The organism is Mesorhizobium sp. B1-1-8 (genome assembly GCF_006442795.2).
Taxonomy (GTDB): Bacteria; Pseudomonadota; Alphaproteobacteria; order Rhizobiales; family Rhizobiaceae; genus Mesorhizobium.
Genome location: NZ_CP083956.1, coordinates 2,759,935 through 2,780,825, shown reverse-complemented (window position 1 = coordinate 2,780,825; position 20,891 = coordinate 2,759,935). Strand labels below are relative to the sequence as shown.

Genomic DNA, 20,891 nt, shown 5'->3' with positions numbered 1-20,891 from the left:
ATGCCTGCTAAGGGTCCGCGCGGCGTCAGGCTCAGCAAAAAATGGCTCACCATCGTCGGCATCGGCGAGGACGGTGTAGCGGGTCTCGGCGACGAGGCCAAGCGGCGGATCGCCGAGGCCGAATTCGTCTTCGGCGGCAAGCGGCACCTCGCCCTGGTGGCGTCCCTGGCCAAGGGCAATACACGCTGCTGGCCGACCCCATTCGACCCTGAAATGCGCGACGTGCTGGCGCTCGAGGGCAAGAACGTCTGCGTGCTTGCCTCCGGCGACCCGTTCTTCCACGGCGTCGGCGCCACGCTGGCCCGCAAGGTGAGGCCGGAGCAGATGCTCGTTCTGCCGGCGCCGTCGTCGGTCTCGTTGGCAGCCTGCCGTCTCGGCTGGGCGCTGCAGGATGTCGAGACCATCTCCCTGCACGGCCGCCCGATCGACCTGATCCGGCCACTCCTGCATCCGGGCGCGCGTATTCTCGCGTTGAGCTCCGACGGCGATGCGCCGGCCGCGATCGCGCGCCTGCTCACCGAACTCGATTTCGGCGCGTCGGCGCTGACGGTGCTGGAGGCCCTGGGCGGTCCGCATGAAACGCTGCGATCAGCCCGCGCCGATGCTTTCGATCTCGAAAACATCAATCCGCTCAACGTGCTGGCACTGGAAATCGAAGCGACGCCGGACGCGCGCATCCTGTCGCTGGCGTCGGGCCTTGCCGATCATCTGTTCGAGCATGACGGTCAGATCACCAAGCGCGAGGTCCGCGCCATCACGCTGTCGGTGTTGGCCCCCAGGCGCGGCGAATTGTTGTGGGATATCGGCGCCGGCTCCGGCTCGGTCGGCATCGAATGGATGCTCGCCCATCCCTCGCTGCGCACGATTGCCATCGAGGCCGATCCGACACGCGCTGCCCGCATTCGGCACAATGCGGCTGCCTGCGGTGTTCCCGGTCTCATCGTCGTCGAAGGCTCGGCGCCCAAGGCGCTGGCCAGATTGGAAACGCCGGATGCGATTTTCATCGGCGGTGGCGGCAGCGATGCCGGCGTGCTGGAGAACGCGATCAAAGCGCTAAGCGCCGGGGGCCGGCTCGTCGTCAATGCGGTGACGCTGGAAATGGAGACGCTGCTGCTCGAACAGCACACGAAGCACGGCGGCGATCTGATCCGCATCGCGCTCTCTCGCGCTTCGCCCGTCGGCACGATGCAGGCATGGCGGCCGGCCATGCCCGTGATGCAATGGAGCTGGGTGAAGCCATGATGGTCGCGGGCATAGGCAGCCGGAAGGGCATTAACGTCGAGGACGTGCTTGCGGCCGTAGAGACCGCGTTGGAGGCGCATGGGCTGGCGCTGACGGCGCTTTCGGCACTGGCGACCGCCAGGCTAAAGCAGGACGAGGCAGCGATCATGGCCGCCGCACGGCAACTCGGCCTTCCGCTCATCGTCGTCGATGACGAGGCGCTGAAAGCACCTTCATCGGCCACGCCCAGCCATTCCGATCTGTCGCAGGCCCATGCCCGCACGCCATCGGTTTCGGAAGCCGCCGCCCTCGCTGCGGCCGGCAAGAACGCACAACTGCTCGGGCCGCGTACTGTGGTCGGCCCGGTCACCTGCGCCATCGCGCTTGGTGGAGGCGCCGCATGACCGTCCACTTCATCGGCGCCGGACCGGGCGCCGCCGACCTCATCACCTTGCGCGGCAGCCGGCTGCTGGCCAGCTGCCCGGTCTGCCTCTACGCCGGCTCGATCGTCGCGCCTGAGCTTTTGCAGCACTGCGCCCCGGGAACAAAACTGATCGACACCGCGCCGATGTCGCTCGACGAGATCGAGGGTGAATATGTCGCCGCCCACAAGGAAGGCCACGATGTTGCCCGCCTGCATTCCGGCGACCTGTCGGTGTGGAGCGCCGTGGCCGAGCAGATCCGCCGGCTGGAAAAGCACGGCATCCCGTACACGCTCACGCCCGGCGTGCCGTCCTTCGCCGCTGCCGCTGCAGCGCTGCGGCGCGAACTCACCATTCCCGAACTCGCCCAAAGCCTTGTGCTGACCCGCGTCTCCGGCCGTGCGTCGAAGATGCCGCCCGGCGAGACGCTGGCCGGCTTCGGCCGCACCGGCGCCACGCTCGCCATCCATCTCGCCATCCACGCCATCGACCGCGTCGTCGCCGAGCTGACGCCGCTCTATGGCGCCGAATGCCCGGTCGCGATCGTTTTCCGCGCCTCATGGCCGGATGAACGCGTAGTAACCGGCACGCTCTCGACCATCGAGGCACAGCTGGCGGAAAATCCGATGGAACGCACGGCGATCATCTTCGTCGGCAGCGCATTGGCCGCACGGGATTTCGGCGAAAGCTCACTTTACGACGCCCACTACCAGCGGCGTTTTCGCGGACGGGACGGATTGTGAACGCCAGCGCCAATACGAACGGACGGGCAAATGTGGAGCAGGCGCTGGCGCGGCTGAACTTCAACCCGCGCGAACTGGAGCCCGGTCATGTCTGGCTGGCCGGCGCCGGTCCCGGCGATCCCGGCTGCCTGACGTTGGAAGTGCTGGCCGCGCTCGGACAATGCGATGCACTGGTCTACGACGCGCTCGTCTCACCCGATGTCGTTGCCGTTGCGGAAGGCGCCGAGCTGTTCTACGCCGGAAAACGCGGCGGCCAGCCGTCGATGAAGCAGGACGACATAACCGCCTTGCTGGTGCGGCTGGCGCGCGAAGGCCGCCGCGTCGTCAGGCTGAAGGGCGGCGATCCCTATATTTTCGGCCGCGGCGGCGAAGAGGCTTTGGCGCTGGCGCGGGAAGCCATTCCGTTTCGGGTGCTGTCAGGCCTCACCTCCGGCCTCACCGCGCTGGCCGCCACCGGCATTCCCGCCACCATGCGCGGCATCAATAAGGCGGTCATCCTCGCCACCGGTCACGCCGCCGGCACCGAAGACGACCTCGACTGGGGCGCGATCGCCCGCACCGGCCAACCGGTCGTCGTCTATATGGGCATGGCCAACCTGCCGCGGATTGCCGCTTCGCTGCTTGAGGGTGGACTGGCGCCGTCGACGCCGGCGGCGGTCGTCGTTTCTGCAACAACGCCGCAGGAGCGCATCGTCGTCGCCACGCTCGCCACCATCGCCGAGGAGGCGGCGACCGCCGGTCTCACCTCGCCGGCGCTGATCGTCGTCGGCGGCATCGTCGCCATGCGCGCGGCACTGGCGGGCGAGACATGACAGCACGGGCGATCATCATCGGCGCGCCGCGCTCCGGTTCGGGCAAGACCAGCGTCACCATCGGCCTGCTGCGTGCACTCGCCCGGCGCGGGCTGAAAGTGCGCGGCGCCAAGTCCGGACCTGACTATATCGACCCCGGCTTCCACACCGCCGCAACCGGCCTGTCCGGCGTCAATCTCGACAGCTGGGCGATGTCGCCTTCGCTGCTCAACGCCCTCGCCGCGCAAGCTGCCGACGATGCCGAGTTCGTCATCCTCGAAAGCGCCATGGGCCTGTTCGATGGCATCCCGGCGCCCGAAGGCCGGTCGGGCTCGGCCGCCGATCTTGCCCGGCTTTACGGCCTGCCGGTGCTGCTGGTGCTCGATGTATCGGGGCAATCGACGACGGCAGCCGCGGTGGCCAAGGGCTTTGCCACCTATGATCCGGACGTGCGCATGGCCGGCGTGATCCTCAACCGGCTGGGCAGCGAGCGGCATCGCCGGCTCTGCGGCGACGCCATCGAGGCGATCGGCCTGCCGGTGGTCGGCGCCATCATGCGCGACCCGACGCTCAACCTGCCGGAACGGCATCTCGGCCTCGTCCAGGCCGGCGAGTATGAGAACCTGATGGCCCATCTCGACCGGCTGGCCGACATGGTAGAAAAGTCGCTCGACATCGACGCCATTCTCGCGCTGGCGACACCGCTGGAGCCGCAAATTGGAGACTTCGGCGATGCGCTGCAGCCGCCCGGCCAGCGCATCGCGCTTGCCGAAGATGCCGCCTTCACCTTCCTGTACCCGCATGTCGCTGCGCACTGGCGCAACGCCGGCGCTGAGCTTGTCCCGTTCTCGCCGCTTGCCGACCAAGCGCCCGAAGACCGCTGCGATGTCTGCTGGCTGCCCGGCGGCTATCCCGAACTTCATGCGGGCCGGTTGGCGGCGGCGGACAACTTCCGCGCCGGCATGCTGGCCTTCGCAGCAACACGCCCGGTGCATGGCGAATGCGGTGGCTTCATGGTGCTTGGCGAGGCGCTGGAGGATGCGGCCGGCGAAAGCCACCGGATGCTCGGCCTGCTCGGCCATTCGACCAGTTTCGCCAAGCGTAAGATGAATCTCGGCTACCGCGAGGCGCGCCTGCGCGCCGATTGCCCACTCGGCGCCGAAGGCACGCTGATCCGCGGCCACGAATTCCATTATGCGCAGATGACCGGCACCGGCAATGACGAGCCGCTGGCCGACCTCGCCGACGGCCAGGGCAATCCGCTCGGCGCTTCCGGTTACCGGCGCGGCCATGTCAGCGGCACGTTCTTCCATGCCATTGCGAGGGCCGCATGACCGCAAGCCCCTCGCCCCGGCAGTTCCTGGACGACATTTGGGTCAGCCTCGTCTTCTTCACGCGGCTGCCGCTGCCAACACGCGACTTCGGCGGCCGAAGCCTTGCCGACGCGATCTGGGCGGCACCTTTTGCCGGTCTCGCCATCGCGATCCTCGGCGCGCTCGTCTACGCCGTCGCTGCCAAGGCCGGTCTCGCGACAGGCCCTGCCGCCGCGCTCGCGCTTGCCGCGACGATGCTTGCCGCCGGCTGCCTGCATGAGGACGGGCTCTCCGATATCGCCGATGGCTTCGGTGGCGGCGGCACGCGCGAGAGAAAGCTGGACATCATGCGCGACAGCCGCATCGGCGCCTATGGCGCAGCGGCGCTCGGGTTGTCGCAGCTGATCCGCTGGAGCGCGCTTGCCGAGCTTTCCGGCCCCGGCCATGTCTTCCTGGCGCTGCTGGCCGCGCATGCCGCCTCGCGCGGCCTGTTCGGCGCCTTCATGCACTTTCTGCCGCCGGCTCGCACCGATGGCCTGTCGGCTAGCGCGGGGACCGTCAGCGCCGAAACTGCCGCAGTCGGCGCGGCGGTCGGCGCCGTCGCACTGCTGGCGCTCGGCCTTGGCGGCGCGCTGGCAGCGCTGATCCTGCTCGCCCTGCTCTTCGTCGCCTTCCGCGCGCTTTGCCTCAGTCAGATCGGCGGCCAGACCGGCGACACGATCGGCGCGCTGCAGCAGCTCGGCGAGATCATGGTGCTGCTCGTCGCTTCCGTTTCCCTGTCTTGATTCCTTTTGGAGACCTTGCCCCCATGTCGTTCAATTCGCTCGAAGACTTGCGCGCCGCCTGCCTCGACCTGCCCGCCGGCAGCGACACCGCCGCCAATGCCGTTGCCCGCCGCCAGGACACGCTGACCAAGCCGCCGGGCAGCCTCGGCCGCCTCGAAACCATCGCCGCCTGGCTGGCGCGCTGGCAGGGCCGCGACATGCCCAAGCTCGACGACGTGAAGGTGTTCGTCTTTGCCGGCAACCACGGCGTCACCGCTCAAGGCGTCTCGGCCTATCCGTCGGAAGTCACCGTGCAGATGGTGGCGAATTTCGCCGGCGGCGGCGCGGCCATCAACCAGCTCGCGCGCGTCGCCGGCGCCAGGCTTGACGTCATCCCGCTCGACCTCGACCATCCGACCGGCGATTTCACGATAGTGCCGGCGATGGACGAAAAGGCGTTCCTCGCCGCCGTCTCGGCCGGCTACGACGCGGTGACTAAGGACCTCGACCTCGTCTGCTTCGGCGAGATGGGCATCGGCAACACAACGCCGGCGGCGGCGATCTCGACGGCGCTGTTCGGCGGCGGCGCCGAGAAATGGACCGGCCGCGGCACCGGCGTCGATGACGCTGGAATGATCCGCAAGATCACTGCGATCGAGGCGGGCCTCAAGCGCCATGCCGATTCGCTGTCGGACCCGCTGAAGATTGCTGCCGCGCTGGGCGGGCGTGAACTCGCGGCCATCCTCGGCGCCACGCTCGCCGCGCGCCGCAATAATGTGCCGGTGCTGCTCGATGGCTTCGTCTGCACCGCTGCCGCGGCGCCGCTGGCAAGGCTGCATCCGACCGGCCTCGCCCACACCATCGCCGCTCACGTCTCGGCCGAAGCCGGCCACCGCCGCCTGCTCGAGGCGCTCGGCCTGCCGCCGCTGCTCGACCTCGGCATGCGGCTCGGCGAAGGCTCCGGCGCGTGCCTTGCCGTCAACATCGTCCGCTCGGCGCTGGAATGCCATGCCAGGATGGCGAGCTTTGCCGAAGCCGGCGTGTCGGAAAAATAAATTCCGTCGAAATTTCAACACTGTTGAAACATTGAAATAACGCCGTCTTGATCATTCCATGGACAAGATGTTTCACGAGGGAGATCGATCGATGTATTTCAAAGGCCTAATATTGGCTGTATTTCTTTTCGGTGCGGCTTTGCCGGCCTTTGCTCAGGATCAGTACATCCGCCCACCTCGTCCCGGTGACAACGGGGCCGCCATGATCCAGTCTTCGTTCTCGATGAGCCTTCCGGTCAAGGATGACGAAGACGCCGCCGCACAGCAGCAAGTCGCGCTTCGCTCCTTCTACAAGGTCGCGGCCGGCAGCTGCGCCATGGTTGTCGAGACCGTGGCCGATACATGCGAGATCATCGGCATGACGACCAACGTCAATGGCCGCAACCGCAATTTCGATGGCTATAATGGATCGCAGATCACGGTGACCGGACAGATCACCATGAAGGTCAAATTCAAGGTCGGCCTCAGCAAGACGGCGCAGTAACCAATCGTACCATTGGCCAGCCAAACCGCATCCGGACCGCTACATTTGAAGAAACACTGACATGGTCCGATCCGGGTGCGCCGGCTGACACCCGCCGTGTCACCACTTGATCTTGATGGCAATGATCCTGGGGCGGCGCGGCCGCAAGGAGCGGACGATGAAGGAAGCCAGCCTCCTGTAGATCCTTGCCGCCTCGCGCAATACCGCGCCGGGAGCGCGAACACGTTTTGGCGGCTCAGGGCGCACGATCATCGATGCGAAACGTGGCTTGGCGGTGAACCGGTCCTGTATGCATAGCGCGGGACCGATTTTGTAAATCTTCAGGCCGGGCATTCCCTCCTCGAACAGGTGCCGATCGAACTCTTGATTGATTTCCGTGAAGGTGGCGGACAGCTTCGCGGCGCATTCGCGTGAAATGATGTAGGCCGCCGTCCCGGCGAAACCCGAGATCGCCTGATAGAGCTTTCTCCCCAGTGGTCTCTGCCCGGTTTCGATGCCGACAAACCGTTTTCCCAATTTTTCAAGATGAACGATGTCGGCATCGGCCGGTATCCACGACGTATCATTCAAGAACGCGGGCAGATCTGCGCCAAGATGCGCGTCGTCCTCGAAAATAGCGGCGAACCTGTCGCGCCCGGCGGCGATTTCCTTCCAAATCGCGCGATGACTGAAGAAGCAGGCGACCGCTTCCTTAGAGACATTGAACTGATCAGCCACGCTGTCCGCGATCGAAGCATTGCTCACCGCGTCAAATCGTTCGATATCCAGGCCCAGCCGGTCTGCTTGCGCATCAAACCAGTTCCGGCGGTCAACAGAGACCGCCAAGTTGATGTAAAACGACTGCATTTCGAACGCCCCCAACCCCGGCGTCGTTCTACCTAAGGAAAAGATGCACCACAAGGAGGCCTGAACATCATGGCAACCGAGAAAATCTCACGCGAGACCTATCCATGAGACTGGGATGCGAGCTTGTTCTCGTGAAGCTTTCCGGTCAACGGCTTGGATTTTCAGCGGAAGATTTGGTGGGTGTGCACAGGATCGAACTGTGGACCCGCTGATTAAGAGTCGCATGAGTGACCGTTTCAGCGTTATTCACATCGTGTCATATCGCATTGCCCAGTTACTATTTCTATAAAAATTTCAATGCGTTGACCAAACATGACCAAACATGCATGGTTTTGCGAAGGCTCCTGCATTACATTCATTAATGCATTCACTATGCAGGAGAGAGCAAATCATGCAGACCGACAAACCTGATTTCAGCGGCTCGTTCACGGAGCGCTGGATCAAACACGTTCGATTGCCCTTGAAGACCGACAAGCCCAACCAATGGTCCTTCCTCGAACGCCTCGAACGTGGCCGTAGCCTCGTCCTTGTCGTCAGCCACGGCGGAACGAAGTCTTGGCGGGCATTGTGGTATGAAGCCGGCAAGCCGAAATCAGCGAAGCTAGGCACCTACCCCGACATGGGCGTTGCCGATGCCCGTAAAGCCGCTGGCAAGTTCAAACCCGAACAACACACCGCATCGAAGGAAGCCGGAACGTTCACGGAAGTCGCAGCAGACTTCATCAAGCGCCACGTTGACAAGAAGGGCCTGAGATCGAAGCGCGAGATCGAACGCCAACTGAACGTCTACGTTTACCCGAAATGGAAGGATCGAGCTTTCTTCGACATCAAACGCCGCGATGTAAACAAACTCCTTGACGACATCGAAGACGATCACGGCGCACGCCAGGCCGACGCCGTCCTTGCCACGATCCGCAAGATGTTCAGTTGGTACGAGAGCCGCGATGACCAGTTCGTTTCGCCTGTGGTCAGGGGCATGAAACGCGGCGAATACAAGCCACGCGAGCGCTGGCTGTCGGACGACGAGATCAGGAACGTGTGGGCAGCGTGTGATCATGAGGATCTATATCGCCCTTACGGCGCGATGATCAGGCTGATGCTGTTGACGGGCCAGCGCCGCGAGAAGCTGTCAACGATGCAATGGGAGGACGTTGACGACAAGGGCATCTGGACCATCGCTCATGAAGCCCGTGAAAAGGGCACTCCACCTTCCCTCACGCTGTCGCAGGCGGCACGTGACATCATCGCGACAATCCCGAGGATGGCAGATAACCCGTATGTCTTCGCCGGACGGGGGAAAAAGGCGTTCAACGCATTCAGCCAACGCAAGGCCGAAATCGATAAGCTATTGCCCACCGACATGCCGCACTGGATTCATCACGATTTGCGCCGAACAGCCCGAAAGCTGATGACTCGTCGTCACGTCGAAACGGAGATTGCAGAACGTGCCCTCGGGCACAGCATCAAAGGCATTCAGGCGGTCTATGACGATCCGCGCGAATATGGCCCGCGTGTGGATCAGGCACTTGAAGCCGTCGCGTCGGAGATCGCATTGATCGTTCACGGCCCCGATGACGACAAAATCGCTCGAATTGGGGCGATACACGGCGCCTAGGGCGCTTTTCGGCGTCGTGACGTACAAGTCATCATGTCGCTGCTACCTCCGCCACAGCGTCGGTCCCTGCCCTTTTCCTCTTTAGGTTACTCATGGGTACGCCCCGACTGGGGCCTCATTCAGCAGGTCAGCCAGACCAGTGATGATCTGCTGCATCTCGAAGGGCTTCTCGATCATAAGACTATTTGAGACGCCCTCAGTCTGCCAGTCTACCGCCCCATCGCCGCTCATGTAGATCACCGGAAGGTCTGGATTGACGCTCCTCACGTGTCTGGCCACTGCCCAGCCGTCAGTGTCATCGCCAAGCCTGATATCAGTTACGAGCCCTCGGACACGCTCGGGATGGTCATCGAACGCCTCTATCGCATCCGCGCCACGATAGGCGGTGATCACGCTGTATCCTACCTCTTGAAGCGAGTGGTCAATGTCAAGGAGCACAACAGACTCGTCCTCGACAACCAGCACAGAACCAGAAATCATTGTTTGGGGCCCCTATTCCCCCGAGCCGCAACGGGCGAAGCTCGTATAGGTTCCGCTGGACGATTAACATTTGTTAATCTGGGATCAGGACGCCCTCCTCTTTGGCGCCTGCGTCACTGTGCGTGTCGCTCCTCGCGCCTCTGCAGCGCCCCTCCCTGCTTTCGACAGCTTTCAGTGTGCCCATTCGGCTTGTCCCTGCATCTCAGTCGCATATATGCAACTTGCAGTTGATTGGAACTGCGATTTCGATTGGAGAGAGCAAATGGCTAAGAAGACCGGAGCCGCAACAGGCAAACCCGTTACGAAGACTGCCGATTCCAAGGGCCGGCAAAGTGTAAAGACGTCTGAGAACAAAGCGGGAACTGAAACACCCGTGATTGCGAAGAAGACCAAGGGTGAGTTCGGAGTTGTAGCCGGGACCAGGAAGGAAAAAGTCGCCATCGAACTCAAGGCGAAAGGCGCTGATGCCGCGTTGAAGCTGGGCATCCAACTCGGCCTTGCCAAAGGAACGATCACGAGTTGGATTCGGCAATGGAAGACGAAAGGCCTGTGGAAGCCTGTCGAGGCGAAACCGAAGACCGTGAAGAAGCCGAAGGGCATTCAAACAATCGAGACGGCCGCCGACGCCGCAGCCGATGTTGCCGCGAAAGCCGTCGAGTCTGAAAGCAAGACCGAGACCGACGCCTGACAAAAAATCATCGAATTGCAAAAGCCCCCTTCATCGGGGGCTTTTTTGCGGATTGCGACAGCAGGGAGGGGCGCTACAGAAGCAGCGGAGGCATCGATCAGGTCAGGGGTCGTTTCGATGCGTTTCCGTCTCACAGCGCTAACGAGAACCAGCGCTATATTTCAAGTGGACATATTAACAAAAATTATTGCCAACTCCTCGGAGAGTCATTCAATTAAGGCTCGGGTAGGGTTAGGGGAGAAGGAGCTATGAACGGCAGCCGTCCAGGGATTTCTGCATTCGACTTTGACATTCTCTGCCGCGCATTAACGGCGAGCATCGAAGACACCCCCGAAACCGAGTGGGAAAAGCAAGCAAGTGAACTGCTGCGCGCGTTCACGGGTAAGAATGTGGATAACAAACAGCTGACCGAAGCCCTGCTGGCGTGTAGCCGAGCACAGCTAAATCTCAAAAAGTGCAAGCTTCCCGAATGTTCTTAACGCTTGAAACCGTTTGGTGACCTTCGCCTCAAGTGGGATAACAGCCCGCCGCTTAACCCAACTAGGCGACGGGCTTGCCAGGAGAGTTACTCTCGAAACGGGCGGCTGCATCCCCAACCGCCTAGAATGATTAATCCCACAGTCAGGGAAATGTTCCATATCGGGACGGGGCCGTCGAAGTAGGGGCGGACTACTTTTTCAGCAAGAGCGCTTCACGCACCAGCGACGACAGATTGCCCACACCGAGCAAGTCGATAAGCTCATGGGCCTGCGTATGGGTGATGCCGGTTCTGTCCACAAGCCAGTTGACGTGCCTTTCCTTAGCAGTCTGATGCTCGCGGCCGCTATCGCTAGGCATGGCTTTCCTCCCGTTGGGGCGAAAGCCTGATCGTCTCTTCCAAGCGTCCGTTGGCCAGGTTATGCGCGGGCGACCAGATGAGCCTACGCCCTAACCAGACCCATGGCTAGGTGCTATGAATCCGGTTGGGTCTGTCAACTATATAGCCCCGGCACCGTCTAGCCCCGGCAATTCACACTGACCCACTACCAAGGGATCGGTGAGCGTGCCCTTTTGGAAAAAGGGGGAACGTCGGCCGTAACTGGCGATGGAACCGACGTTCCCCAAGTTACCCGACCATGCGGCCCATCGCGGTCAGGCAGGCGATGTCACGCGGGGAAGAACCGAAAACCCCGCGGGCCTATCCCGTGACCGTGATAACCCGAAAACGGCCACGGAATCATGATCAGTCGTCGAACAATGCCGGATTCAATTTCCTGACCATTCGAAGGGCATCCGTTCTGCTCACGCCCTTGCCGAGAGCCGTTGTGCGGACCAACGCGTCGATTTGGTTCATTCGGGCACGCCCGTCGCGTGCCTTCTTGAGGTCCTGTTCCTGATCGGTCACCTCATGCTCGCGGGACTGAGCCTTCTGGAACAAGGCGGGATGCTGCTGGCGCGCGGCGACCATCGCCTCCGCCCCACCCAGACCGGCCTTGCGCAGATGTGCGCAGGCCTCCTCGAAACTGCCGAAGCTGATCGCGTCGTCTTTCTTTTCCATCTGATGAGTCTCCTGCATCTTCGCCTCGTAAGGCCTGACAATGATCGGCGCGGGCCTTGCCTTTGTGATGGCGACAAGAGCGCCTTCCTGAGCCGGGGAATCGACAAGCGACAGCTCCCGGATTTCGAAATCGTCGAGTATCTGTTTCGTGGTCATCCTGATCTCCTGGTCCCGAGCCCGGCAAAGTAGCCGTTCGGTTTGCGTTTTCCTGTTGTCCGCGTTGTTGTTTGCGTCTCCGTTTCCTTGACGCCTCGCGTCCCACCGATTGAGAAGCCGCCGTAGATGCCGGCATGGACCTTGTCGACCAGACTGCTGTCGGTGGGCTTGTAGGCAACGATCCAACCCGTCCTGCGGGTACTGATGCCGAGCGCCTTGGCGATGTCGGCGGTCAGGGGCAAGCTGTGCACGATGGTGCCGACCTGTTCGCCGGCGTGCATGAGTTTGCCCATGCGATTGTTTTCCATGAACCGCGTGGTCTCGCGCAACATCGCATCCTGCGGAACGTAATCCCCTTGGAGGTCGTAGTACGGTTCGCCGTTGATCTCCGAGACCAGAGCCCAGCCGAATATCAGACCAAGGGAATCGCTCATCGTCCTTCCCATTGCTTGGCAAGCGCAGCTCGAGCCATTGCTCTCTCAAAGGCATACGTCGCGGCGCTGCGATGATCATTTTGCTGGCTAAACTGTGCTATCGCTCTCGCATAGGTGTCCCTTCTGCTTCCGACCTCGATTTCGATCTCCCGCTGGCTGCGCTCAAACCGCTCAATGTCTTCCTCGCTGACCAAAGACTCGACTGTGCGGGCAAGCTCGTTTTCAGCAAGACGTAGCTCGTCGGCCAGCATTCCCCTGATCCGTGCGAATGCGTCGTGCCTGTCGGCGCTGGTGGCCCCCAGGATGCCGCCGACCGGGCCTGATGTCGCCATGAAAGCCTGGTTCGAGGCGAGACCGTCGATTGCCTCGTCGATGTCGCGGATTTCGGCCTCGATATCTGTGATCAAGGCAGACAGATGGGCCTTGCGGCCTGGCTGGGCATAGAGCGTTTTGCCCATGGGGCTTTTGGCTTTGACTGCAGCTTTCAGCATGGGATTCATCCCTTTTCAATCGGGCGTCCAATACGGGTCGGGAAAGCCGCGGGGCCGCCGTGCATAGGAATCCAAGCCGTCTGACGTGATGACGCTTGGCCCGACAAGGGAAACGCGTGGCTCGCGGGCGTGCAGGTCGGCCATGTGCACGAGCAACCCGCACACACTGTTGCAGAGGTCGTCGTGAGCGCCGGGGCTGTGGTCGACATGCTCCCGGCCGCCTTCGCCGACGCGACGTTCGAGGCCGGTTAGCTGCGACCGCAGGCGTTCGCTGTCCAAGAGCCTGGCGCGCCCGTTCATCAGCAGGGGCAATGCGCCCAAATAGATCTCTGATTTGGAATGCGACGAGTCGCGATAGGTGATGCCTTGACGTGTCCATTCATCTGCGTGGAAGGCGCCGGCGTAACGGTCACCCGAGACCTCGGAAACGCGATACTGTTTCAGCAGGACCGCATATTCGTTGACGACTTCAGCCGGAGCGAAACGCGGCTTGCGTTCACGCATGGCATCGACGACGAGGTGGTTTGCCTCGCGATCATGGTGACCTATCGCGACGGTGAATGAATCCTGGCCGCTTCCACCAGCCGCGTCCGTGAAGGCGAAATATCGGTTACCGTCCCTAGGTGGGCGCTCGATGATGGTGCGGTCTGTCGCGGCTTCCACAATGTCGAGGGGCAGGAAGTCACTGACATCTTCGCGCCATTCGCTTAAGTACTCGGCACGGGCTTTCGAACCGTCACGTTCGATCGCCTTTTGGATGAAGGATTCCCGCAAGAGAGGGTTCATGACGCGGCTTGGCGCCAGCCACACGACATCATCGCTTGCATCGGCGCCGAACAAGTCGCGGTACTGCCGATACATCCAGCCTCTTTTTCTGTAGGTGGACGACGCCATGATCAGCACACCACCTGTCGGGTCCATCGCCATTGCAGGCTCTGCGGCCAAGACGATTTCCTCGTCGCTGGATAAGTGGTCACTGTCTGTGCGCCAGAAGCAGGATTCAGTACCCAAGACACCTATGGAGCTTCTTCCACGCAGCGCGCCGACATCATTGGTCGAAATTTCGATGGCGGCGCCATTGGTGAACTCGACAATGCCGGAGCCGACATCGCGCACGATTTGATCTGACAAGACAGGTGAAGCCAGGACGAGGCCCCTACAGTACCTGTGCAGGATGGCGCCTTGGCCCTTGTCCTTTCCCAGCAACTGAACGACTGCCTGCTCACCCGCAGACAGTGTTTTCGGCCAATCGGAGGCGAGTAAGGCACGATAGCCGGCGACGGCGCTCAGGAATCTATCCTTCCCGCCGCGTCTGCCGATAAGCAGGATCAGCCGATGCACGCCGCCTTTGGGTGGCTTCGTCCGTCCGGTGCATTGCTTGAATAGTTCACGTTCGCGCCTGTCGAGGGGAAGGCCGTCGATCAGCTTGGCGACAGTGCGCCACGTCCAAAAGCTATCTGCGGAGAATGTGGTGCCGAAAAGCCTGTCATCGACCATTGACGCATGGAGCCCTCGCCCAAATGGATTCTCAGCGCCTCTGTGGGAGGCATGGGGAGGTGTTTCGGCGATTTCGGGGGTCCCTACCCCTGATCGCCATTGCCTCCGCCCTGTGCCGCGCATATCCACGTCGAGGCGGACGCGCTCAATCACGGTGACCCTCCATCAAGGATTCACGCAGAGGCCGACGCTGTTGCTTCTCGACCTTGACAAGGCCAAGTTGCGTCATCAGGTAGGTCTGTTGCTGGGAAGTCTTCGCGATCAGGTAGGCATTATTGGCGATGCCACGAAGCTGTTCGTTTTGCAAAGTTTCGCGTTGAATGACCAACGAGCACAATGCCTGCACTAATTCTTCGTATCTGCCCTCTGTCCGCGTCATGTAGTCGCAATAGAGTTGACGCCAACGTTTGGATTTTCGGGTGCGAGCGTCTGTTTTCAGCCTTCTAAGGGCGATCAGCGAACGTTCTTTGAGCGTAGTTTCCATGCGCTCATATTGTTTATAGTATTCATTCCTTTGTCAAACCTTCAGCATAACCGTTGCTTCGCAAGGGGTACAGTATTGGTACTCACTGATTGTTTATTAGATGTTTGGTTACTGGTGAGTGGTTGCCTTTTCTAATCCTTCACCAAACCAACCCTCCTTCACCTCACGCACTCCTGTTATCTCGAACGGATTACACTACGCGCTCTTTTCTCTTCCCGATCGGCATCCCAAACCAACCTCAAATGCCCTCGTTGCGGATAAATGCGAACACGTGGAAGGCTGACCTTCTTGCTTGGTTTCTCTTGCTTCCCGATCCGCCGATACTTACCCAGCACTTCCTCTATTTTCCCATGATCGACGAAATTGAAAAACGACATGTTTCTTTCCTCCTTCCGTTCACTTCCTTTCATACTCGTCTCGCCGTCTCCGGCGTTCTTCCGCAAGAACAGCCCTGACATCATAATTCTGTTTTCGTTCTCTCCAAACTCTCAGGTGTTCGCCTTGCTTCGCGCGCCTGATGCGGGCTTCTAGACAAGGGCGATATTCGAACTCCTTTTTCATTCTTTCTGTCTCCTTCACGCGCGCATGTGTGTAGAGGGGGTTTTGATGAAGTGAGGACCTATTTCGTCTCTTTTTCATCACGTCATCAAAACTATTCCCCCCTATTAGGGGGGAGGTTTTGACGAAGTCCCCTTGTCGAGTAACCCGTCCTCTTCGTCAAAACCCTTCGTCAAAACCCTCATCAAAACTAATTTCCTGCTTTTTGACGCGCCTTATTGAGTAACCAATAGCGGACGCTGTCCTCTACATCAGTACTAATGTCGTCGTCACACCTTGCCTTGACGCGGTCCACCGTCGAGTCGGAGTAACCCAGGACGTTCAGTTTCTGCTTGAGCTCCCGCACGGGCATCGGTCCGTTGCGGAGCAGCCGGCGCAGTTCGGTTTCGCAGTCATCGGTCTTGGCGGGTCTGCCGGGCTTCTTCGCTTCCGCCTTGCGCACGACGAGCGCGTCCACCTCGTCCTCGTCCATCCGAAACATGTCGCACCGCCGTTCCCACTTGATTTTGCGCAAGGCGCGGACCTGCACCGTGTGATAGCCGCGCGCATTGTTTTCGTGCGGCGATACGAAGTTACCGAGCAGGTTGACGAGCAGTTTGCCGCCATCCTCGTCAGGATCGTTGACGATGACGTTGACGCTGCGCGCTGCATTGATAACCCCGACAGATCCCATGATGCGATCTCGCGCTCGAAGCTCGGTATTCTTGTTCCAGTGTGTCGTCACTATCACCATGACACCAAGTCGCGCGGCCATGAGGGCAAGGCGATCGAGGAGTTCGCGAACGCCGGCATCGCTGCTGGCCTTGGCGGCCAGAATGAACGAGTTCAGGGGTTCGAGAACGACGCATTCGACAGGCCGGCCAGCCTCATTGTGTTCCCGTATGAACCCTTCGAGTCTGGCCAGCTCCTGCGGCGTTAACAAAGTCGGTGGTCGATAATCCATTTTGCCGGCCGCGTCCGGCTCGCCGTACAGCAGAATTTTGCTTCTGGCGGCGGCGCCGCCGGCCGCCTCGACCAGTGGCAGGAATTCGAGCGACGGCGTGCTTTCGTTCGAAATATAGACCATGTGGCCGCCATGCTTTCCCAGGTCGGCGGCGATGTCGGCGATGATAGTTGTTTTGCCCTGACCTTTTTCCGCACTCAGGATCGACACCATGTCGAAGGGAAAGAATGGTCGCATGTACCATTCGATTTCCCTCATCTCGAATTGGTCGCCGGTGACGAGTCGCGCACCGGCCCCGTCGGTGCTGCCCTCGATATGCTCCAACAGCAGCCGCTCGGCCTCCGCGTCGCGCCCGGAGTTCAGCGCATTGACCATTCTCGGTAAGAAAATCTTGTGCTTCTGCCGGCGGATGAATTTACCGACCCTGTCGAAGACAAAGTTTTCGTCCATCGCCTCCGCAAGCTGCAACATGCTGACGAGGATGCGATGAATGGTGCCGCGGCGTTTCGATTGGGGGTCTTCTAGAATGTCAGAGAACAGATCAGCTGTGTGTACCCCAGGTGGTCGATCATATCGTTTCCGGTATTCGAACAGCCGCTCCGCGACGAACTTATAGTCGCCTTCAAAAAGGCCAGGGGTGAGCGACTGGAGAAGCTTTCGCCCCAACTCGTCTTTGTGCGCGAGTGCCGAAATCATGTTCTCCTGATCAGTTTGTGGCAGAACGTCGTCGCGCTGCTGCTGACTATCGGGCGCCTCCTTCGCTGCTTCACGCTGCCATCGTTCCGCCCGCCTTTGAACTGCTTCGGGGTTGGCCTTGTAGACGAATGATTTACTCATCGGCCTGATCCCCGCCGTCGTCCCAGCGTGCCAGCATTTTTTTGGCATAGGGGATCAAGTTATCCCGCACCAATTGCTTGTAGTGTCGAGCAGCATTCGCATAACCGGGTTCCGGCTCGATACACTCCGCCATCAAGTTGGCCCAGGCCTGTATCTGAATAAGGGCAAGTGCCTCCATGATTATGGCGGGATCGGTTTCGCGTTCACGCTCGTTTTCGGCCCACTGCTCCATAGCTGTCCACAATTCCCCTTCGATGGCACGTGCCATTGCCGCAACGAGTGGGTCCGAACTGTTAAGTCCGGCAGACAGAGAATCCAATGTCCCGCTGTAGAACCCACGTCCATCGCTGGTTAGAGGCTCGTGGTGGTGGTGCTTGTTATATCTGCGAGTCATGGTCAGCCCTCCCGCTTCTGGACGCGGACGCGATCCGGCTTGGCCGGTTGCTCTTTCGAGCCTTCGATCAAATTTTGAACATCGGCTGCGGCATATCTGACGCGACCTCGCCCGCCAGCCAGTCGCACGATTGGCAGCTGTCCAGCCCGTTCAAGTCTGATGATGGTCGATGTTGATGCGGAAAGAAGATCGGCGACTTGCCGACGAGTTAACAAAGTCTGCATTGGACTACACCCCAAATGTTACCGCACGCCGGCCAAAAAGCGGGGCCAGTGTGTCGGTGTTTACATTTGGAGACGCGGCCTTTGCGGCTTTGTTTTTCTTTCGCGTTCGTCTCGCGAAGCCTGCCCACGTCCGGCCTCGAATGAGGCTAATGCAGGTCATCGCCCTTCCCGGCATCGCGCCGATTTGGTGTCCAATATATGCGGGGATCGTTTTGAAATGTCAATCCAATGTCTTTTGAGTCGGACCGGTCGGAATGACGGAAAATCAATGCAAAACTCGTGGCTGCATTCATTGAACATTCATTTTCGCCAAACGGCGACTATACGGGATTTGCTGTAAGCTATTGATTTTATTGGTGGGTGTGCACAGGATCGAACTGTGGACCCGCTGATTAAGAGTCAGCTGCTCTACCAACTGAGCTACACACCCACACGGCCGGTAAACCCAGCGTCGGCGGGCATATAGCCGCCGATCTCCGGTATGTCCAGCCCTGCTCGGATCATTTCCCGACAAATCGCCTCAAGCATGATCCCAAAAAGTGGAATCCGGTTTTCGGAAAAGATCATGCTCACTAAAAGCCCGGCACCGCATCAAACGAAAAGCTTGCCTTCAGCCACCTTGACCGCATGGCCGCCGATACGTGCGGAGGCGAGTTTTCCGCCATCGACGTTGAGCTCCAGGCGGATGCGCGATGGCCGGCCCATCTCCAGCCCCTGCTCGATCCAGAGCTGCGAAATGCCGTCGGTCGGGCCGTCGAAATGCATGATGGCACCGGCGAATGCGGCAGCCGCCGAACCTGTCGCGGGGTCCTCATAGGAAGGCGTGCCCGGCACGATCATGCGCACATGGAAGGCACTGTCGTGCTGCTGCGTCTCGCGGCAATAGACATAGGGGCTGGCGAAGGCCCATTCGCTCTTGCGCGGCGCGAGTTCCGACCAGGCCTGGTTGTCCAGCCTGATCCGCGCCGCCTCTTCGAGGCCGGCGACCGGAATGGTGACATAGGGCACGCCGGCCGACCAGAAGGAGACGCGGTGGTTCTCGAAGCCGATCTCGTGCGACGTCAGGCCAAGTGCGGCGCCAATGGCTTCGGGATCGGCCTTCAGGTCCAACCGCTCCGGCAGCTTTGCCAGGTCGAATTCGGCAAAGGTTGAGCCGTCGTGCTTGCTCACCGCGCAGCGCACGGGGCCGATATTCTCCTCCAGCACGAAGATGCCGGTCGCCTCGCCGGCCAGTTCGGCAAGCGCGATCGCCGCGCCGACCGTCGGATGGCCGGCGAACGGCATTTCATAGTCGGGCGTGAAGATGCGGATACGGTTGCGGTGCTTGGGATTGTCGGGCGGCAGCACGAAAACCGTCTCCGACAGGTTGAATTCGCGCGCTACCGCCTGCATGGCGGCGCTGTCGAGCCCGTCGCTGTCGAGCACCACGGCGAGCGGGTTTCCGGCCAGCCGTTCGGTCGTAAACACATCGTAAAGCAAGTAATTGCGCATCGTCGAGAAAACCTTCCGCCTCGGTCCGAATTTCTGCCTCAATCCAAACATGAGGGAAATTTAATTTGAAATTCGAACCTCAAGGCCTGATTTGTGCACGGATAGGGACATCAACTTCCACCATAGGGGTCCGGCGTGGACCAGCTTGTCAAGCCGCCAAAGGCGGAAACCGATTCCTCCATCGAGGCGGCACTGGGGCTCGACCGCAAGGGTGTGAGCCGCAAACGCCGCCGCAACTGGTTCTACGCGCTGCTGGCGCTCACTGTCGTTGCGGCCGGCATTGGCGGCTATCAACGGTATGCCGCGTCTCCGGCCAGGGTCGAATACACCACGACGCCCGCTACGATCGCCGATCTCACCGTCGCGGTGTCGGCGACCGGCACGCTGCAGCCGCTGACGCAGGTCGATATTTCCAGCGAATTGTCCGGCATCGTCCGCTCGGTCGCGGCCGACGAGAACCAGCAGGTGAAGAAGGGTGACGTGCTCGCGAGGCTCGATACCGCCAAGCTGGAGGTCCAGATCGAGCGGGCCACCGCCTCCGCCAAGGCGGCGGCCGCGGCCGTCGAGAACGCCAAGGTGACCCTGCAGGAGAACGAGAACGCGGTTGTTCGCGCAAGCGCGCTGACCAAGCGCGGCATGGCGACAGACCAGTCTCTCGAAGCGGCGACGGCGACGCGCGATCGCTCCAAGGCAGCGCTCGACAGCGCCGAAGCCAATCTCTCTATCGCCGAGGCCGACCTCAAGGCGCAACAGACGGATCTGGCGAAAAGCACCATCTATGCGCCGATCGACGGCATCGTGCTGACGCGTTCGGTCGATCCCGGCCAGACCGTTGCCTCCTCGCTGCAGGCGCCGGTGCTGTTCATCATCGCCGCCGACCTGAGAAATATGGAGTTGCAGGCGGCGGTCGATGAAGCCGATATCGGCGCGGTGAAGCCCGGCCAGCATGCCCGTTTTACCGTCGACGCCTTTCCCGACCGTCCCTTCGATGCCGAGATCCGCGACATCTCCTACGCCTCGGTCACCACCGACGGCGTCGTCACCTACAAAGCGCGGCTCGAAGTCGACAATGGCGAGTTGCTCTTGCGGCCCGGCATGACGGCAACGGTCTCGGTGGTCACCAAGCAGGCCAAGGGCGTGCTGACTGTCCCGTCGACCGCTTTCCGCTACCGGCCCGCAGCACCTGTCGCCCGCGCATGGAGCCTGAGCGACCTGTTCAGCGGCCGCATGGGCCGCCCCAACCGGCAGCGCGAGGCGACGAAGGCGCCGACCGACGGCTCGCGCACGCTCTATGTGCTGGAAAACGGACGGCCGCATCCGGTCAACGTCAAGATCGGCTCGACCGACGGCGAATTGACCGAGATCACCTCCGGCCTCGAGGAAGGCGTCGAGGTCATCACCGCTTCGCAGCAGCGGAGCTGAT

At 61.1% G+C, this 20,891-nt stretch carries 24 protein-coding genes and 1 tRNA gene; 12 read left to right on the top strand and 13 right to left on the bottom strand.

Going from position 1 to position 20,891, the window contains the following annotated elements; translation table 11 throughout:
• From cbiE to FJ974_RS13500, 8 genes are all read left to right on the top strand, one after another.
• Positions 1 to 1,242, top strand: coding sequence for a precorrin-6y C5,15-methyltransferase (decarboxylating) subunit CbiE (cbiE, locus tag FJ974_RS13535; RefSeq protein WP_140530597.1), 1,242 nt, complete (start codon positions 1 to 3; stop codon positions 1,240 to 1,242).
• The gene (locus FJ974_RS13530) at positions 1,239 to 1,625 is read left to right on the top strand and encodes a cobalamin biosynthesis protein (protein WP_140530899.1); all 387 of its coding nucleotides are present in this window, start codon (positions 1,239 to 1,241) and stop codon (positions 1,623 to 1,625) included. Before cbiE ends, FJ974_RS13530 begins: the two co-directional genes overlap by 4 nt.
• Complete coding sequence (cobM, locus tag FJ974_RS13525) at positions 1,622 to 2,386, top strand: precorrin-4 C(11)-methyltransferase (protein ID WP_140530594.1); 765 nt, start codon at positions 1,622 to 1,624, stop codon at positions 2,384 to 2,386. Before FJ974_RS13530 ends, cobM begins: the two co-directional genes overlap by 4 nt.
• Entirely contained in the window at positions 2,383 to 3,198 is an 816-nt protein-coding gene (gene cobA, locus FJ974_RS13520) for a uroporphyrinogen-III C-methyltransferase (RefSeq protein ID WP_413468343.1), read from the top strand. The genes cobM and cobA overlap by 4 nt, the downstream gene beginning before the upstream one ends.
• On the top strand, positions 3,195 to 4,511 hold the full coding sequence (locus tag FJ974_RS13515; RefSeq protein WP_140530588.1) for a cobyrinate a,c-diamide synthase: 1,317 nt from the start codon (positions 3,195 to 3,197) through the stop codon (positions 4,509 to 4,511). The genes cobA and FJ974_RS13515 overlap by 4 nt, the downstream gene beginning before the upstream one ends.
• On the top strand, positions 4,508 to 5,275 hold the full coding sequence (gene cobS, locus FJ974_RS13510) for an adenosylcobinamide-GDP ribazoletransferase (protein WP_140530586.1): 768 nt from the start codon (positions 4,508 to 4,510) through the stop codon (positions 5,273 to 5,275). Before FJ974_RS13515 ends, cobS begins: the two co-directional genes overlap by 4 nt.
• Before the next feature lie 23 nt (positions 5,276 to 5,298).
• Complete coding sequence (gene cobT, locus FJ974_RS13505) at positions 5,299 to 6,309, top strand: nicotinate-nucleotide--dimethylbenzimidazole phosphoribosyltransferase (RefSeq protein WP_140530584.1); 1,011 nt, start codon at positions 5,299 to 5,301, stop codon at positions 6,307 to 6,309.
• A gap of 91 nt (positions 6,310 to 6,400) precedes the next feature.
• Positions 6,401 to 6,793, top strand: coding sequence for a hypothetical protein (locus FJ974_RS13500; protein ID WP_226891592.1), 393 nt, complete (start codon positions 6,401 to 6,403; stop codon positions 6,791 to 6,793).
• Between the two features lie 99 nt (positions 6,794 to 6,892).
• On the opposite strand, the gene FJ974_RS13495 is transcribed toward FJ974_RS13500, so the two are convergent.
• A complete protein-coding gene (locus tag FJ974_RS13495; protein WP_140530579.1) occupies positions 6,893 to 7,639 on the bottom strand; it encodes a glycosyltransferase family 25 protein in 747 nt (248 codons plus the stop codon).
• A 391-nt stretch (positions 7,640 to 8,030) separates the two neighbouring features.
• Here FJ974_RS13495 and FJ974_RS13490 point away from each other — a divergent pair, with 391 nt between their 5' ends.
• Positions 8,031 to 9,254 carry a tyrosine-type recombinase/integrase gene (locus FJ974_RS13490; protein ID WP_181177023.1) on the top strand — a complete coding sequence of 408 codons (1,224 nt, stop codon included), beginning with the start codon at positions 8,031 to 8,033 and terminating at the stop codon, positions 9,252 to 9,254.
• A 90-nt stretch (positions 9,255 to 9,344) separates the two neighbouring features.
• Here FJ974_RS13490 and FJ974_RS13485 read toward each other — a convergent pair whose 3' ends face one another.
• Complete coding sequence (locus FJ974_RS13485; protein WP_140530573.1) at positions 9,345 to 9,734, bottom strand: response regulator; 390 nt, start codon at positions 9,732 to 9,734, stop codon at positions 9,345 to 9,347.
• A gap of 262 nt (positions 9,735 to 9,996) precedes the next feature.
• Between FJ974_RS13485 and FJ974_RS13480 the strand changes: the two genes are divergently transcribed.
• A complete protein-coding gene (locus FJ974_RS13480; protein WP_140530571.1) occupies positions 9,997 to 10,422 on the top strand; it encodes a hypothetical protein in 426 nt (141 codons plus the stop codon).
• Positions 10,423 to 10,670: 248 nt separating this feature from the next.
• Positions 10,671 to 10,901 (top strand): hypothetical protein, encoded by a 231-nt coding sequence (locus FJ974_RS13475; RefSeq protein ID WP_140530568.1) that lies wholly within the window; start codon positions 10,671 to 10,673, stop codon positions 10,899 to 10,901.
• A 190-nt stretch (positions 10,902 to 11,091) separates the two neighbouring features.
• On the opposite strand, the gene FJ974_RS13470 is transcribed toward FJ974_RS13475, so the two are convergent.
• The 11 genes from FJ974_RS13470 to FJ974_RS13420 all read right to left on the bottom strand — a co-directional run bounded on the left by FJ974_RS13470 (position 11,092) and on the right by FJ974_RS13420 (position 19,468).
• Entirely contained in the window at positions 11,092 to 11,259 is a 168-nt protein-coding gene (locus FJ974_RS13470; protein WP_181177022.1) for a hypothetical protein, read from the bottom strand.
• A gap of 385 nt (positions 11,260 to 11,644) precedes the next feature.
• Positions 11,645 to 12,115, bottom strand: coding sequence for a hypothetical protein (locus FJ974_RS13465; RefSeq protein WP_140530566.1), 471 nt, complete (start codon positions 12,113 to 12,115; stop codon positions 11,645 to 11,647).
• The gene (locus FJ974_RS13460; protein ID WP_181177021.1) at positions 12,112 to 12,549 is read right to left on the bottom strand and encodes an XkdF-like putative serine protease domain-containing protein; all 438 of its coding nucleotides are present in this window, start codon (positions 12,547 to 12,549) and stop codon (positions 12,112 to 12,114) included. Before FJ974_RS13460 ends, FJ974_RS13465 begins: the two co-directional genes overlap by 4 nt.
• Positions 12,546 to 13,040 carry a hypothetical protein gene (locus FJ974_RS13455; RefSeq protein WP_140530560.1) on the bottom strand — a complete coding sequence of 165 codons (495 nt, stop codon included), beginning with the start codon at positions 13,038 to 13,040 and terminating at the stop codon, positions 12,546 to 12,548. The genes FJ974_RS13460 and FJ974_RS13455 overlap by 4 nt, the downstream gene beginning before the upstream one ends.
• A gap of 15 nt (positions 13,041 to 13,055) precedes the next feature.
• Entirely contained in the window at positions 13,056 to 14,537 is a 1,482-nt protein-coding gene (locus FJ974_RS13450) for a hypothetical protein (RefSeq protein ID WP_140530558.1), read from the bottom strand.
• A gap of 145 nt (positions 14,538 to 14,682) precedes the next feature.
• Complete coding sequence (locus tag FJ974_RS13445) at positions 14,683 to 15,021, bottom strand: hypothetical protein (protein WP_140530555.1); 339 nt, start codon at positions 15,019 to 15,021, stop codon at positions 14,683 to 14,685.
• Between the two features lie 748 nt (positions 15,022 to 15,769).
• Positions 15,770 to 17,359, bottom strand: coding sequence for an AAA family ATPase (locus FJ974_RS13440; RefSeq protein ID WP_181177020.1), 1,590 nt, complete (start codon positions 17,357 to 17,359; stop codon positions 15,770 to 15,772).
• A complete protein-coding gene (locus tag FJ974_RS13435; RefSeq protein ID WP_140530549.1) occupies positions 17,352 to 17,753 on the bottom strand; it encodes a hypothetical protein in 402 nt (133 codons plus the stop codon). Before FJ974_RS13435 ends, FJ974_RS13440 begins: the two co-directional genes overlap by 8 nt.
• Before the next feature lie 2 nt (positions 17,754 to 17,755).
• The gene (locus FJ974_RS30400) at positions 17,756 to 17,977 is read right to left on the bottom strand and encodes a helix-turn-helix transcriptional regulator (RefSeq protein ID WP_140530546.1); all 222 of its coding nucleotides are present in this window, start codon (positions 17,975 to 17,977) and stop codon (positions 17,756 to 17,758) included.
• 354 nt (positions 17,978 to 18,331) lie between these two features.
• A tRNA-Lys gene (locus FJ974_RS13425) sits at positions 18,332 to 18,407 on the bottom strand.
• A 161-nt stretch (positions 18,408 to 18,568) separates the two neighbouring features.
• Positions 18,569 to 19,468, bottom strand: a complete 900-nt coding sequence (locus FJ974_RS13420) for a PhzF family phenazine biosynthesis protein (protein WP_140530543.1) — start codon at positions 19,466 to 19,468, stop codon at positions 18,569 to 18,571.
• A 135-nt stretch (positions 19,469 to 19,603) separates the two neighbouring features.
• On the opposite strand from FJ974_RS13420, the gene FJ974_RS13415 reads away from it, so the two are divergent.
• Complete coding sequence (locus tag FJ974_RS13415) at positions 19,604 to 20,890, top strand: efflux RND transporter periplasmic adaptor subunit (protein ID WP_140530540.1); 1,287 nt, start codon at positions 19,604 to 19,606, stop codon at positions 20,888 to 20,890.
• Position 20,891: the final 1 nt, after the last annotated feature.